The organism is Paenibacillus sp. p3-SID867 (assembly GCF_025142895.1).
Lineage (GTDB): Bacteria > Bacillota > Bacilli > Paenibacillales > Paenibacillaceae > Paenibacillus_AQ.
On the sequence record NZ_JAMBDM010000001.1, the window covers coordinates 26,885 to 41,699 of the forward strand.

The following is a 14,815-nucleotide window of genomic DNA, read 5'->3' on the forward strand; positions in this document are numbered from 1 at the left end:
GTGAGAATATACGATCTCTTTAGCGAAGGCTAGTTATGATTTGGCCCTGAACAGATGCCTTAGCACTTCTCCTGCAGACTGCCACAGCGACAACGAACCGATGGGTCCGGATGTGCTTCTGGACTTCTGCAAAACCTCAGGGACTTCAGGTAACTTGCTTCCTTCGGCATAGACCGGAACTTTGCCGATGCTGACATTATCGAGCAGCAGTTCAATATGACCCCGCAACCCGAAAGACAAGTCGGGTGTGCTCGCTTTATGCAGGACCAGCCTCTTCACCAGGCGCGCTTCCTCATCATGCGCGAACGCATACGTAAAGGAACTGCCCGTGACCAGTGGATAGCCCTGGATCTTCTGCCCTTTCTCCGTAACCTTTTTCAGTGGAAAATGGTTAAATCCGTAATCCAGCATCTTGGAATGATCATTCCAATCGTTGCCGTCATTCAGCGTAACCGCCGCAATCTGCTGACCGTTTCGGGTGGCAGAGCTTACCAGGCAGCGGAATGCTTTTTTGGTGTAACCGGTTTTGACGCCGTCCGCCCCCTCGTAGAAACGAAGCATCTTGTTTTTGTTATCCCATTTGTAGTCCCACGCTTCATTTGGATTCGGTGCTTTCTTGGTCGGCGTTTTGACAATCTCGCTAAAGACAGGGTTCTTGAGGGCATAAGCCGTCAGTTTGGCAACGTCATTAGCGGAAGAATAATGATCATCATGATCCAAACCGTGAGGATTCATAAAATGCGAGTTGGTCAAACCGAGTCCGGCCGCCTTCTCGTTCATCAGCAGCACAAAGCCTTCTTCCGTCCCCCCGACATGCTCGGCAATGGCCGTCGCAGCGTCGTTGCCTGATCGCAGCATTAAGCCGTACAGCAGATTCTCAAGTGTCATCTCCTCACCTAGCTTCAGGAAGAGAGAGGAGCCCTCTTTGGCAAACGCATTCTTGGAGACCTTAACGCGATCGTCCAGCTTGCCGTGTTCAATCGCCACAATGGCTGTCATAATCTTGGTCAGGCTTGCGATTCTTAAACGCTCGTCCCCGTTTTTGCTGTAGAGCATTCTACCAGAAGTGACATCAATCAGTGCAGCTGCCTGCGCATGGTTGGCGGGGCCATTCTCATGATCTGCATGCACGGGAACAGCCGTGACCAGCAAGCAGCTTATGGCAATCAACATGGATAACAAAGACTTGCAGTTCGTCCATTTCATTTTCATCATTTTATCCTCCGGTGTTCAGAAATCTTGTACAAGTATATGTCGTCCGCGCTAAAGGTATGTCCATTTCGTGATTATCAGATGAGTTCAGCTTCACTGAATGCTCATATAACCACTTCTCTTTACAGCAAAAATCCCTTCCGTTATGAACGAAAGGGATTTGCTTGCTCCAATCAGTACGCAGGCGGAGGCGTGGTGCTGTTCGCGGCATTGCTTCCTGATTGAAACATCGACTGGATTTGATCGAGTAAATACGGGGTTGCATCAATAATCCGTTCAAACAGATGGGTTTGATTGTCCAGCGGCACGATGTGCACGCCTTCTTTACCCACGACCAGGAAAGCAATCGGCCGAATGGACACGCCACCGCCGCTGCCGCCGCCAAAAGGAAGGGCACTATGATCGTTGTGCGTCCCGTTAGTAGTGGTGGATGAGTGTGTGCCTCCCGCCTCAACGTTGTAGTCGCTACCGCCGGCAGCGAAACCAAACGCCACTTTACTGATTGGCAAGATAACGCTGCCGTCCGGCGTATTCACCGGATCGCCCACAATCGTATTAACGTCCACCATTCCCTTGATGTTTTCCATAGCCGTTTGCATCAAGCCTTGAATAGGGTGTTCTGCCATGATCTTATTCCTCCTTTCACCTTTAACACGCGAACTATAAGTACCAGTCCAGCATACATAGCTTTTCCGCAAGAGATTTTCGCTATGCAGTTAAGCTCTGTGGAAATTTGCGGCGGATCGTTAAAGAGCGGCACCACATCAATTCGGGGAAGCTCTTCCATGACCAGGCGATACGACATCCATCCAAGTAACGTATGCTTGATGCCATGCAGCAGCCCAGTCGCTACCGCCGTGTCGGCCGCATGCTCCAGGGCAATCCGGGTTGACCAGCGCACATCCATGAGATGAACGGCCGACATCGTCTGTCTCAACCACTTTTTGAAACCTTTTGTTGAAAGCATGGCCCGCCCGTAGTCCTTAAATCTGATCGTTTTGCTCGAAGCCTTCTCCTCTTTTGAATCGGGCGCAGTTCCCTGTTCTCCGTCTCCACCAACGGTTTCCTTCTTAAACTCGATCCCACCGTTCGCCAGGTGAAAGGGGACTGCATACTTGCGCTTAATCAATCCGAAAATCATTTTGATTTCCGCCAACACTTTATATTCATCTTTTTTTAGAACCACATCCAGCTTAATCGTTACCTTGGAGCTCAGCACAACGATCAGCAATACGATGAGGAGAACGACCAGACCAGCCGCCAGAAAGATCCATATCCTCACGAAGTAACCCCCAGCACGAACTTAGTCAAATGTAATCCGCTTGGCTTAGTATGGCAAAAGCGCCTCCAAATGATGCGAAATTGTTCCAAGTCCTTGAAATTCAAATTTTCGCTAGCCGCATAAAAAAATCCCGGACGATGGATTTCACCATGCCCAGGATCAACTTTTTGCTGCAGCCTATAATATTGTATAATGGCTAGCTTTCCTCTACATCATCAAACGTAAGCTGACGACCGTCAAGCTTATCGAACAACAGCTGCGTTTCCTCTTCTAAACTATCGTTATCCTCGAATTGCGACGGCTCCGGCAAATCCTTGATATTGGCAAGCCCGAAATATTCCAGGAAGGACTTGGTCGTTCCATACAGAATCGGTCTGCCAATCGCCTCGGCGCGTCCGACTTCCTCGATCAATCCTTTGCTTACCAGCGTATGGATAGCCCGTTCGGACTTGACGCCGCGGATGTCTTCAATCTCTACGCGCGTAATCGGTTGACGATAAGCCACGATGGAAAGTGTTTCGAGTGCGGCTTGCGACAAGGAAGAGCGGGAAGGCGAATACGCCAGGCGCTCAAAATACGGAGCGTGCTCGGCCAGCGTCGCGATTTTGTAACTCCCCGCAATCTGTACGATCTGAATCCCGCGCTCATGGCGCTCCCATTCCTCCTTCATGTCCTCAAGCGCTTCGCCAACCAGGCCATCCGACTGCTCGGTGATCTCAGCAATTTGCCTAACCGACAAGCCCTCTTCTCCCGACAGGAACAGAAGCCCCTCAATAATCGATTTCAGCTTCGGATAATCCATCAATGCGTCCTTCCCCTCTCCACTCCATGACGATATCTTCAAACAACTTCTCTTGGTAGCACAAAATTTGCTTCATTTTCATCAGCTCCAAAATGGCCAGGAAGGTTACCACGATTTCATGCCGTACCATCTCTTCGTGTAGCAGCTTGGAGAACAGGATTCTGCCTCCAGGCCCAACCTCCTCCAAAGCATCCATGACCTGACGAATCCGGTCCTTAACCGATATTTCATCCCGCTGAATGCGGGCATACGATGTACGTTTGACTGCTTTGCTTAACGCTTTTTGAAAAGCAGCGATCAAATCGGAAATATGTAATCCCTGAACCGGATTCTCTTCCACTTCCGGCATGTAAGGCGTCAGGTCTTCCGCTTCCTTGGAATAAATCAGACTGCGTTCCCATTCCTTCTCATGCAGGTGGCGTGCGATGCCTTTGTACTTACGGTATTCGATCAGCTTCGCAATGAGCTCTGCTCTGGGATCCATGTCATCCTCTTCATAAAAATCGAACTCGTCCATTTCGATAACCGGAGGCTTCGGAAGCAATAGCTTGCTCTTTATAGACAGCAGCGTTGCAGCCATGACCAGAAATTCGCTCGTAATTTCCAGCTCCAGCTCCTGCATGTTGTGCAAATAGGCCATGTATTGTTCGGTAATCTCGCTGACGGGAATATCCTGGATGTCGATTTCCGCTTTATCAATCAAATGCAGCAGCAGATCGAGCGGTCCTTCAAACGTTTCCAGCTTGTATAATACGGTCACGGTGAAACCTCCCGCCAAAAAATAAAATGCAGTGCTCAAAAAAAGAGCACTACATTAAATAAGCACTATTTTAGGCTTTTCGTCAAGTTCGCCATTTCAATGGCTGCCATAGCCGAATCCCAGCCTTTATTGCCGGCCTTCGTTCCCGCGCGTTCCACGGCTTGTTCGATATTCTCCGTTGTCACGACACCGAAAATCGTTGGTACACCGGTCTTCAGGTTAATTGCGGATACCCCCTTGGCCACTTCGTTGCATACATAATCATAATGCGTGGTGGACCCGCGAATGACGGTTCCCAAGGTGATGATTGCATCGTATTTGCCGCTCTCTGCCATTTTTTGGGCAATCAGCGGGATTTCAAACGCACCCGGCACCCAGGCCACATCGATTTCGTTCTCCTGTGCGCCGTGACGCTTCAGTGCGTCCAGTGCGCCGCTCAGCAGCTTGCTGGTGATGAATTCGTTGAATCGACCTACGACGATCCCGTACTTTAGACCCTCGGATACTAATTTACCTTCAAATATAGTTGCCATGATGAATGACTTCCTTTCGGTTTGGAGTTTATATAAGGTCAAACTTGGCGGGTATGACTTCGGTTCATGTTTCCGCTGCGCTGACGGCTGCTGCTTCCGATCGCTGTTAACTCCTGATTTCATGAACTATTTATTCAAGGTAGAAATCAGGAGTTAAAGGCGACCGCTACCGCTTCTTCAGCAGCATTCCGTCCTCTTCGCTAGGTCACTCCAAGAAGTCAGCCTCCCCATGATTGACCTTTTGTTATGTGGTGATTAGTTGGCACTCTCGTTCTGCTCGATATCGCTGAATTTCAGCATATGACCGAGCTTGGCTTGCTTGGTATGCAGGTAGCCCGTGTTATCCTCGTTCTCCGGCATTTGGATCGGAACGCGCTCCACAACCTCAAGACCATAACCTTCGAGGCCTTTGATTTTGCGCGGATTGTTTGTCAGCAAGCGGATTTTTCTGATCCCCAGATCCTTCAGGATCTGGGCTCCAATGCCGTAATCGCGCAGATCGGCCGCAAAGCCGAGCTTAAGGTTGGCGTCAACGGTGTCGAGTCCCTCTTCCTGCAGCTTGTAGGCTTTCAATTTGTTGATTAAGCCGATGCCCCGCCCCTCCTGGCGCATGTAGAGAAGAACGCCTCTGCCTGCTTCATCGATTTGGCGGAGTGCCGCCTCGAACTGGGGACCGCAATCGCAGCGATGGGAGTGAAACACATCTCCTGTCAGGCACTCGGAATGCACGCGCACGAGAACAGGCTCATTCCCGTCGATCTCCCCTTTTACCAAGGCAACATGCTCTTTATTGTCCACGTCGTTGGTGTAGGCTACGGCCTGAAACACGCCGAAGTCGGTCGGCATTCGCACAGCTACCTCTCGCTGGACAAGCTTTTCTTTTTCATTGCGGTAATGAATCAGATCCTTGATGCTAATCAGCTTCAGCTCATGCTTCTTCGCAATCTCCACAAGGTCCGGCAGCCGTGCCATTGTGCCGTCTTCCTTGATTACCTCGCAGATGACACCGGCCGGATAGGAGCCGCTCAATCTGGCAAGATCGACAGCGGCCTCCGTATGTCCTGCCCGGCGCAGGACGCCTCCATCTTTTGCGATCAGCGGGAACATATGACCCGGTCTTCGGAAATCGGACGCAGATGCATTCGAATCCAAAATGCCTTTGACGGTGATGGACCGCTCATAGGCCGATATGCCTGTCGTAGTATCCTTATGATCAATGGAAACCGTAAAGGCCGTTCCATGAAAGTCCGTATTCTGGGTAACCATCGGTTTGAGGTCGAGCTCCTGGGCTCTGGCCTGCGTCATGGGCAAACATACGAGCCCACGGCCTTCGGTGATCATAAAATTAATGACCTCCGGGGTTGCCTTATCTGCTAATGCGATAAAATCGCCCTCATTCTCACGGTCTTCATCATCGACAACAATGACGACCCTGCCTTCCTTCAAATCGGTTAACGCCTCTTCGATTGTATGAAATGAAAAGCGTTCATCCATCGCTACTCCTCCTTCTTCCTCATGGAGACTCTATGTGAATCACCAGGCTTAGGCAAATCCGTGTTCCGCAAGATAATCCCTGCTGATCCCCGGTTTTGTCCCACCTTTGCTGCCGGCCCCTTCTGAGCCGTAATGCAGCAGGTGATCTACATATTTCCCTAAAATGTCGCATTCGATATTAATCGTATCGCCCGCTTTTTTATAAGCCAGCACCGTCTCCGCCAGCGTATGGGGGATGATCGATACCGTAAAGGAGGAATCTGTTGTTTTGACAACGGTCAAGCTGATTCCATCCAGTGTGACAGAGCCTTTTGGAATGATATATTTGAATACGTCCCCATTCGCGGGAGCAATCTCATATACCACGGCATTCTGATCCTCCTGCACATTCCGAATGACGCCGACGCCATCCACATGCCCCTGAACGATATGGCCTCCAAATCTGCCTCCGGCAGCCATCGCCCGTTCCAGATTCACCTTTCCGCCTGGCTGCAGTTCCTTCAGATTGGTATTTCTATAGGTTTCCGGCATCACGTCCACCGTAAATATGCCTTTGTCAATAGTTGTAGCTGTCAAGCAAACGCCATTAACGGATACGCTGTCCCCCAGCTTTAAATCATCCATAATCCGGCTCGCGGAAATGCTCAGCAGCATGGCTTCGCCCCTCCGTCCGATCCGCCTCATCTCGCCGATCTCCTCAACCAATCCAGTAAACACAGGTTTCCCTCCTTTCTTTCTCCTTATTTCCAGACCGGAATCCCGGTGACGTAAATATTGTCGCCAAGTCTTTCGGTCTCAAGTCCTGACAGCTGAATCGCTTGATTCATCTGCTCATACCCGCTGAACATGTAATTTCCCGGGGAATCGTATCCACCAATAATCTTAGGGGCGATGAACTGGATGAGCCGATCCACCAGCTTCTGTTCCAGCATCGAGCCATTCAGCGTGCCACCACCTTCCAGTAAAATGGAGGCAATCCCCTTCTGCCCCAGTTTCACCAGTGCAGTCTTCAGATCCACACGCGGTCCTGGCCCGCAGGGGATAACCTGAACTCCTTGCTCTTCCAGCACGGCCCGCTTCTTCTCATCCGCCTGCTCCGTCGTCAAGATCCACGTCGGCGCCAAACCGTCTGTCACGACATGGCTGTCGAGCGGGACTCGCAAGCTGGAATCCACAATGATCCTAACCGGATGCAAGCCTTCCACGCCAAGTCTTGTCGTCAGGCTTGGATTATCCGCGATTACGGTAGACACGCCTACCATGATGCCCTGGTGACGGTGACGCAGCGTATGCACAAGCTCTCTTGATTCCTCATTGGATATCCACTTGCTATCACCGGTTTTCGAAGCGATCTTGCCGTCCAGCGTGCTGGCTGTCTTTAACGTTACGAAAGGCTGACCCGTCGTAATGAATTTAATGAAGGTTTCGTTCAAGCGAAGAGCACGTTCCTTAAGGACACCGATCTCAACCCGGATTCCTGCTGCGCGCAGCATTTGGATCCCATTGCCCGCAACGAGAGGATTGGGATCCTCGCAAGCAACAACCACTCGCTGAACACCCTCGGCAATCAGCCTCTCGCTGCAAGGCGGCGTCGTTCCGTAGTGACTGCAGGGCTCCAGTGTCACGTACACCGTACTGCCCGCTGCTTTGCTGCCAGCCATATTCAGGGCATGAACTTCAGCGTGCGGTGTTCCGCGCTCCAGATGTGTTCCCACCCCTGCAAGCGCGCCATCCTTAACGACGACACAGCCCACAACCGGATTAATCCCGGTTTGGCCCTGAGCACGTTCAGCCAGGTCCAGCGCAAGTGACATATAGAATTCATCGTTGACGATATCCATGCTAAACATGCCCCTTTCTCAACGTTCACACAAAAAAGCCCTGCCAAAGATTCGGGGAATCCTTGAACAGGGCTTGATGGAAGTTAATAATCGACACGCTAAATAACCGTTATGATCGCAGGTTTTGCCTATAACAAACGATTCAAATCGGTTACCGGCGACATCAAATCATCGCAAGCACAGGCTTGAATTGCATGTGAAAACCTGCACATAACGCATATCGCGTTGTGTGCACAGACACAAATAGCACATGTTGCTTATGTGTCTTTCACTCCTTCTCCCATCCAGACTATACTGTCGGTCCCGGATTTTCACCAGGTCCACCGCATACGGTGTGTAACAACACACGCATATCCGGGTCACGGACTAAGACGCAGATATCTGCTCTCTAAAGCTCAATCACTGCGTTCATCACCGCCGGTAGGGAATTTCACCCTGCCCCGAAGGATTAAACATATGAAATTATTTGATCTTATGAAGAATCTTATCACCACCTTTTGAAAATTGCAAGAAAAACAACTAACTTTTTTAAAGTCTATAACTTAATACCAATATGTGTAATGTATGTAGAAGGAGAATTCTCCCCCAAGAGAGAACAGATAGATAGGATAAACACGGGAACTAGATACAGTTGAAAAGGAGCGCACAACGATGAAAACTTCGATGGACATTGTCGTCCGTCCTACGGAAATCGACGTCAACGGACATGTAAACAACGCCAAATACCTGGAATATCTGGAGTGGGGTCGTGAGGAATGGTACGAAGCAGGAAATCTTCAATATGACATATTGAAACGGCTCGGCGTCCAGACCGTTACCGTCAATATCAATATTAATTACCGCAAGGAGTGCGGCCAGGGCGAACGGCTGACGATCGTGACCGAACCGCATGCTATGGGTCGTACGAGTTATGTGCTGACTCAGACGATATACAACGAACAGGGAGAGCTGTGCGCGGATGCCGCCGTTACCAGTGTGGCGATGGATGTACATACCCGAAAAAGCCGGCCTGTTCCGGAGGAGCTCCGCCAATTATTCCCTGACCCTGCCTAACCCCTCCCCGGAATATTAAAAACAGGCTCACCCTTATGAGTGAGCCTGTCCTGAACAAAAGCTAATGGTTACGCTTCGTATACTTCTACTTTTTCCATTTTGTCGCGGCCTTTGAATGCATCCACATACTCCATGCCCTCTACAACTTTACCGAACACCGTATGTTGTCCGTCCAAATGCGGCTGCGGCTCGTAGCATACATAGAACTGGCTTCCGCCCGTGTTGCGGCCGGCATGCGCCATGGCCAAGCTTCCACGCTCATGCTTGTTAGGGTTGATTTCGCAGTTGATGGTATAGCCAGGACCGCCGGTTCCCGTTCCCTGTGGGCAGCCGCCTTGAGCAACGAACCCAGGAATTACGCGGTGAAATACAAGACCGTTATAAAAACCGGAGTTCGCCAATTTCTCAAAATTAGCTACCGTATTCGGTGCATCATTCTCGAACAGATCAAGCACTACCTCTTTGCCGTTCTCTAATGTGATCTTCGCTTTTTTAGCCATATGTGTTATCTCCTTCCGTTACTTAGAACGCTTTTATCGATTTTTTTACAATGCATTCTATAGTTTACTATGAATTGAGCTTCGAAGCAAAAACGATCTTGTCCCCCGTTTACACATCACATCTCAAGTCAAGGCATAACTAAGAGCCCTGACCGCAGCCGGAGGCATTGGCGGGCCCTCTTGGATTTTAGAGCCGTAAAACAAACATCAGATTAATTGGTTACGGTTTCTTTGGTTACACTTGCCGGCACTACATCATGGCTAATGATGTCCGCAAGCGACTCACGACGTACGACCAGCTTGCTCTGTCCGTCCTTCACGAACACGACCGCAGGTTTACGGATCCGGTTGTAATTGCTAGCCATGGAATAGTTGTATGCGCCTGTGCAGGATACGGCCAGCAAATCGCCTGTTGCTACCTTCGGAAGCTCCAAGTCCCAGATGAGCATGTCTCCGCTCTCACAGCATTTGCCGGCAATGGATACCGTTTCTTCCGGTTTCTCATTCGCCCGGTTCGCCAGCAGCGCTTCATATTTCGACTCGTACAACGCCGGGCGCGGGTTGTCCGTCATTCCGCCGTCTACGGCAACGTATTTACGCACTCCGGGAATATCCTTGCTTGTGCCCACCGTATACAGGGTGGTGCCTGCATCACCAACAATGCTCCGGCCCGGTTCCACCCAAATTTCAGGAAGTTCGGAGCCAAGGCCCGCAAAATGGGTCTTCACGGCATCCGTGATCGCTTTTACATACTGGGATACTTGAAGCGGCGTATCGCCATCCACGTAACGGATACCGAAACCACCCCCAAGGTTTACAACCTTGAACACAACCCCCAAACCTTCTTTAACGGAAACCGCGAATTCAGCTACGCGCTGAACAGCCATCTGAAAGCCTTCCACCTCAAAAATCTGGGAGCCGATATGGGAATGAATACCCATCAGATGAATGTTCGCTTGAGCCTCGGCAAGCTTCACCGCTTCATAAGCAGAGCCGTTGCCGATATCAAAGCCAAATTTCGAATCCGTTTGGCCTGTTGAGATATACTCATGCGTATGAGCCTCAACACCCGGTGTCACGCGTAGCAGAATGTTGACCTTCCGATTCTTCTCGGCAGCAATCGCTTGCAGCATATGCAGTTCAACTACGTTATCGACAACGAAACAGCCAATTTCCGCATCCAGCGCCATCTCAATTTCTTCCGGGGTTTTATTATTTCCGTGGAAATGAATCCGGTCTGCCGGGAATCCGGCCTCAAGTGCGGTGTACAGCTCTCCGTCTGATACGACGTCAAGCGACATACCTTCCTGATCGGCCAATTGGCACATGGCCATCACGCAAAACGCCTTACTTGCATACGCGACTTGGAACTTCAAGCCGGACGCCTTGAAGGCCTCGATGTATTCCCGACAACGATTGCGAACCGACTGCTCGTCTACAATATATAATGGTGTTCCATATTGAGCTTTCAAATCGGATGTGTCACACCCGCCGATTTCCAAATGCCCCTGATCGTTAATCTTGCTTGTACCGTGTAAAAACATGCTTACAATTCCTCCGATCCATTGATTCAAAATAGGGTAATCGAATAATTGTTCACAGTATAGCAGACAACGGAAGGTAATCAAAATGGATTTTTCAACACAACATTTGTGTTATTGTTATTGCTCGCCCCTCGGATTCATTTCAGGACCCATTTTGGTGTTGTCGCGCGTTTTATTGTGGGCCGGGCGTCTTCTTGATAGAAGCAGCGGTTTGCGGAACAAAATTTCGCCCATCGCTTTTGCACTAAATGGTATAAATGGCCACAAGTAAGAGGAATTGTAGGAACGGTGTGTCGTCAGGAGCAGAATCAGAAGCGTCGTCCCGATGACAAAACCCTTCACCGCAAACAGGGCTGTTGCAAGCAGAAGGAGCAGCCTGACCATCCGGTTGGCAAGTCCCAGCTCATAACTCGGAGTTGCATACATCCCGATGGATGCAACCGCCATATACAAGACGACCTCGTTGACAAACAATCCGGTCTTAACGGCGATATCGCCGATCAAGATGGCAGCGATCAACCCCATCGCCGACGCTAGCGGCGTCGGTGTATGAACGGCAGCCAAGCGGAGCAAATCCACGCCGAATTCAACGATCAGAAACTGCAGGATAATCGGAATTTTAGCGTTCTCCTGCGGACCGATGATATCGAGTCCCGGCGGCTTCAGTTCAGGATGGACAACAAGCAGCATCCACAGCGGGAGCAGAAACATGGATGCAAAAATGCCAATAAAACGTATCCAGCGGAGATATGTCCCCATAAATGGGGTTTGGCGATTCTCCTCGGCATGCTGACACAGATCCAAAAACGTGGTTGGCATAATCATCACGCTCGGTGAAGTATCTACCATGACAACAACTCGGCCTTCGAGCAGATGGGAGGATACAACATCCGGCCGTTCCGAATATCGGACCAGCGGAAAAGGGTGCCAGCCTTTGTTCACGATTGCTTCTTCGAGCTGTTTATCTCCTAGTGGAAGCCCCTCTAAATCCACCTCCTTGATTTTATCGCGAATCGCCTCAACCTGCGTGCGGTCCACGATATCATCAATGAAAACCAGACACACATCGGTTCTCGTCCGCCTTCCGACCTTCATGACCTCGACGTGAAGTCCCGGATCACGAACCCGTCTTCGCACCAGGTTCACGTTGGTAACGAGTGTCTCCGTAAAACCATCTCTTGCGCCGCGAACGACACGTTCCACCGCAGGCTCCTCGAGCCCGCGCACAGGATATTTCCGGGTATCCAACAAGATGGCGGAATGCGCATCCTCAATGAACAGCGCACATATACCGGAGAGCACTTCGTTAATCACTTTGCTGAGTCTTGTATCCCGCTCCACTTGGACATGGGGAATATAGCGGGTCATCATCTCGGTAAGTGCCTGATTGCTCACATCCTCCGGTGTCAGATACGTCAGCCTTGTCAGTATATCCGTCACCACGGCATCATTCGTGAAGCCGTTTAGGAAGAGAAGCCCCGCATTTCTGCCGGCAAAGTTCATTTCACGGAATACCACATCAAACGAAACTCCAAGACCGATAACTTCCTTAAGCACTTTTTTCAGATCACTCAGCTTTGCGGGGACATGGTCTGTGTGCTGCCAGTAGATGACGGATTCCTCGGTGCTGTTGGAGGTTTCGGCCTCCCTCTTCTCCGCCAGCTCCTGTTCCTCCAATGCTTTGATCTCCGATGGCGGAATGATCGGAATATCGGTCTCCCGTTCGCCGTTATATGTTGTTTTCTCGTCCATAACCTACCTCCTAGCCTTAACTATTACTTGCTGTAAACAAACCAGTCGAACAGAGAGCCCGCTACTTTGCCTGCGACCATGGCCATAAGAAGACCGAACAAATACCCCGTCAACCGGAGCCGCTTGGCCAGAATCGGCAATACATTCAATACTTCGGTCAATGCGGCTGCCAGCATGCCGATGAATATCCCGCACATCAATCCGATCACGGTACTCACAACCGGTCCCAAAGGAACGGACCATCGCCAGAAATCGGCCACCGTGCCGATAAAAGATCCGGCAATTAAAGCCCCTTCATACCAATGGACCCGGTTGTACGTTGCCGTCAGCTGGGACAATCTCGGAATGATGTCCAGCACGATGATGAGCGCAATGACTCCGCCGCCGACGGCGATGCCCCCAGCTACGCCAAGAACAATGGTGAATATCCCTTGCAGAATGGATATCATCATGGTTCCTTACCTGGTGTATCCGCGCTGGCGTTCATTTTCCGATATTCTTCGGCGACCACGAACTGATCCAGATTTTCCTGATAGAGGTACATTTCCACCTCGAGCGGGGTCGGTTCTTCATTCCATTTTTTCTTGAACAAATGATTGAAGAACACCGTCATTCCGAATCCGAGCCCGAGCGAGTATGCAATCTGGAACAAATAAGGATGCTCGTCTCTTTTCCCCGTCACCATCTCGACGATTCGGATCTGTACCTCGAGCATGTTGACATCGGCATGGAAGTTCATAATGGTAAGCGCCGAACCGAAAAACAAGAGCAGCCAAATGAGCGGGAACCACAATTTGGACCGCTTGCTCTCCGGACCAATAAGCTCTACCAGGGTATGATGGTTTCCCATCGGTTCAATATGGGCGCCAGGAATCAAGGCTTGAATTTTCGGGATGATTTGTATCAGATCCATGACAAGGCGGTTGCCATCGATATCCTTCGGCTGCGTAAGCGGCAAGGCTCTCAGCCGTTTCTCCCATTCGGGCTCGCAGACAATGAAGGCGACATCACCTAGTTTGACGGTCTGGTTTCTTGGTAACCGTATGCGGCTCCTTAGCTGCAGAAACACCGTCGGAGTGGGATTAACCTTCATCCGAAACACTCCTTTACTGCTAAATTACCGTTAGTATGGGAAATGTCTCTCCTTTCTACTCGGATTTACCATACTTTCTTTATCCGCTCCATCAACAGGGAGGTTGTTGAAAAATGAAAAGACGCCGTCCCCTAAGGGCGGCGTCAGTTTGAGCAGTTCTTTAGAATAACGGCTGCGAGCCGCTACTGCGCGATCTCGTTCCGTATGCTCTGCAATATTTTTTTCTCAAGTCGCGATACCTGTACTTGGGATATGCCCAGCCGGCTGGCAACTTCCGACTGCGTCTGATCCCGGTAATACCGCAGATATACAATGAGCCGCTCCCGTTCGGTCAAGCCGCCTATCGCTTCATTCAAGGCCAGCTTGTCGAACCATCGTTCCTGCGATTCATCAGCTATCTGATCCATTAGCGTTATGGGATCCCCGTCATTTTCAAATACGGTCTCATGAATCGAGGTTGGCGGTTTGTTCGCCTCTTGGGCAAACACCACTTCCTCGGGGGTTACCCCAAGCTCTTCGGCAACCTCTTTCACCGTTGGAAGCCGATCGAGCTGCTTGGACAGCTCGTCCCGCTTCTTCCTGACTTTGTTGGCCATTTCCTTAAGCGAACGGCTGACCTTCAGGGTCCCGTCGTCCCTTAAGAAGCGCTGAATTTCTCCGATGATCATCGGTACGGCATAGGTCGAGAACTTTACGTCATAACTGAGATCGAACTTGTCCACGGATTTGAGGAGACCGATACAGCCGATCTGAAACAGATCATCAGGCTCATACCCCCGGTTCATAAACCGCTGAACGACAGACCAGACAAGACGAATATTACAGTTGACGAGCGTGTCCCGGGCGACATTATCCCCGCTTTGGCTAAGTGCAATGAGTCGTTTGACCTCCGCGTCGTCCAAATAAGTCTGCGAAGTTTTCTTCACATCGGCATCCATTTGTCCAACCC

16 protein-coding genes and 1 riboswitch are annotated in these 14,815 nt (G+C 50.5%); of the genes, 1 reads left to right on the forward strand and 15 read right to left on the reverse strand.

The window, feature by feature from the left end; all coding sequences use genetic code 11:
- Window positions 1-33: 33 nt before the first annotated feature.
- The 9 genes from M4D81_RS00165 to ribD form a co-directional block, all read right to left on the reverse strand.
- The gene (locus M4D81_RS00165) at window positions 34-1,215 is read right to left on the reverse strand and encodes a D-alanyl-D-alanine carboxypeptidase family protein (protein WP_220685897.1); all 1,182 of its coding nucleotides are present in this window, start codon (window positions 1,213-1,215) and stop codon (window positions 34-36) included.
- Between the two features lie 170 nt (window positions 1,216-1,385).
- The gene (ytfJ, locus tag M4D81_RS00170; RefSeq protein ID WP_071223901.1) at window positions 1,386-1,838 is read right to left on the reverse strand and encodes a GerW family sporulation protein; all 453 of its coding nucleotides are present in this window, start codon (window positions 1,836-1,838) and stop codon (window positions 1,386-1,388) included.
- Window positions 1,811-2,494, reverse strand: coding sequence for a DUF2953 domain-containing protein (locus tag M4D81_RS00175; RefSeq protein WP_260063988.1), 684 nt, complete (start codon window positions 2,492-2,494; stop codon window positions 1,811-1,813). The genes ytfJ and M4D81_RS00175 overlap by 28 nt, the downstream gene beginning before the upstream one ends.
- A 196-nt stretch (window positions 2,495-2,690) precedes the next feature.
- A complete protein-coding gene (scpB, locus tag M4D81_RS00180) occupies window positions 2,691-3,296 on the reverse strand; it encodes an SMC-Scp complex subunit ScpB (RefSeq protein WP_071223899.1) in 606 nt (201 codons plus the stop codon).
- Window positions 3,265-4,056, reverse strand: coding sequence for a segregation and condensation protein A (locus M4D81_RS00185; protein WP_071223898.1), 792 nt, complete (start codon window positions 4,054-4,056; stop codon window positions 3,265-3,267). The genes scpB and M4D81_RS00185 overlap by 32 nt, the downstream gene beginning before the upstream one ends.
- A 65-nt stretch (window positions 4,057-4,121) precedes the next feature.
- Window positions 4,122-4,589, reverse strand: a complete 468-nt coding sequence (gene ribH / locus M4D81_RS00190) for a 6,7-dimethyl-8-ribityllumazine synthase (protein WP_071223897.1) — start codon at window positions 4,587-4,589, stop codon at window positions 4,122-4,124.
- A gap of 255 nt (window positions 4,590-4,844) precedes the next feature.
- On the reverse strand, window positions 4,845-6,083 hold the full coding sequence (locus M4D81_RS00195) for a bifunctional 3,4-dihydroxy-2-butanone-4-phosphate synthase/GTP cyclohydrolase II (RefSeq protein ID WP_260063989.1): 1,239 nt from the start codon (window positions 6,081-6,083) through the stop codon (window positions 4,845-4,847).
- Window positions 6,084-6,131: 48 nt separating this feature from the next.
- The gene (ribE, locus tag M4D81_RS00200; protein WP_260063990.1) at window positions 6,132-6,800 is read right to left on the reverse strand and encodes a riboflavin synthase; all 669 of its coding nucleotides are present in this window, start codon (window positions 6,798-6,800) and stop codon (window positions 6,132-6,134) included.
- A gap of 23 nt (window positions 6,801-6,823) precedes the next feature.
- Entirely contained in the window at window positions 6,824-7,924 is a 1,101-nt protein-coding gene (gene ribD / locus M4D81_RS00205) for a bifunctional diaminohydroxyphosphoribosylaminopyrimidine deaminase/5-amino-6-(5-phosphoribosylamino)uracil reductase RibD (protein ID WP_260063991.1), read from the reverse strand.
- A 268-nt stretch (window positions 7,925-8,192) separates the two neighbouring features.
- Window positions 8,193-8,376: riboswitch (FMN riboswitch) on the reverse strand.
- 199 nt (window positions 8,377-8,575) lie between these two features.
- On the opposite strand from ribD, the gene M4D81_RS00210 reads away from it, so the two are divergent.
- Window positions 8,576-8,977: an acyl-CoA thioesterase gene (locus tag M4D81_RS00210; RefSeq protein WP_397376648.1), complete on the forward strand. Its 402-nt coding sequence runs from the start codon at window positions 8,576-8,578 to the stop codon at window positions 8,975-8,977.
- Between the two features lie 68 nt (window positions 8,978-9,045).
- Here the strand turns inward: M4D81_RS00210 and M4D81_RS00215 are convergent, their stop codons facing one another.
- The 6 genes from M4D81_RS00215 to sigF form a co-directional block, all read right to left on the reverse strand.
- Window positions 9,046-9,477 (reverse strand): peptidylprolyl isomerase, encoded by a 432-nt coding sequence (locus M4D81_RS00215; protein ID WP_009595227.1) that lies wholly within the window; start codon window positions 9,475-9,477, stop codon window positions 9,046-9,048.
- Window positions 9,478-9,689: 212 nt separating this feature from the next.
- Window positions 9,690-11,021 (reverse strand): diaminopimelate decarboxylase, encoded by a 1,332-nt coding sequence (gene lysA, locus M4D81_RS00220; RefSeq protein WP_260063992.1) that lies wholly within the window; start codon window positions 11,019-11,021, stop codon window positions 9,690-9,692.
- A gap of 117 nt (window positions 11,022-11,138) precedes the next feature.
- The gene (locus M4D81_RS00225) at window positions 11,139-12,773 is read right to left on the reverse strand and encodes a spore germination protein (protein WP_260063993.1); all 1,635 of its coding nucleotides are present in this window, start codon (window positions 12,771-12,773) and stop codon (window positions 11,139-11,141) included.
- Between the two features lie 23 nt (window positions 12,774-12,796).
- Window positions 12,797-13,225, reverse strand: coding sequence for a stage V sporulation protein AB (locus tag M4D81_RS00230; RefSeq protein ID WP_071223890.1), 429 nt, complete (start codon window positions 13,223-13,225; stop codon window positions 12,797-12,799).
- Window positions 13,222-13,866 (reverse strand): stage V sporulation protein AA, encoded by a 645-nt coding sequence (locus M4D81_RS00235; protein WP_071223889.1) that lies wholly within the window; start codon window positions 13,864-13,866, stop codon window positions 13,222-13,224. The genes M4D81_RS00230 and M4D81_RS00235 overlap by 4 nt, the downstream gene beginning before the upstream one ends.
- 182 nt (window positions 13,867-14,048) lie before the next feature.
- A complete protein-coding gene (sigF, locus tag M4D81_RS00240) occupies window positions 14,049-14,804 on the reverse strand; it encodes an RNA polymerase sporulation sigma factor SigF (RefSeq protein WP_006209412.1) in 756 nt (251 codons plus the stop codon).
- Window positions 14,805-14,815 lie beyond the last annotated feature (11 nt).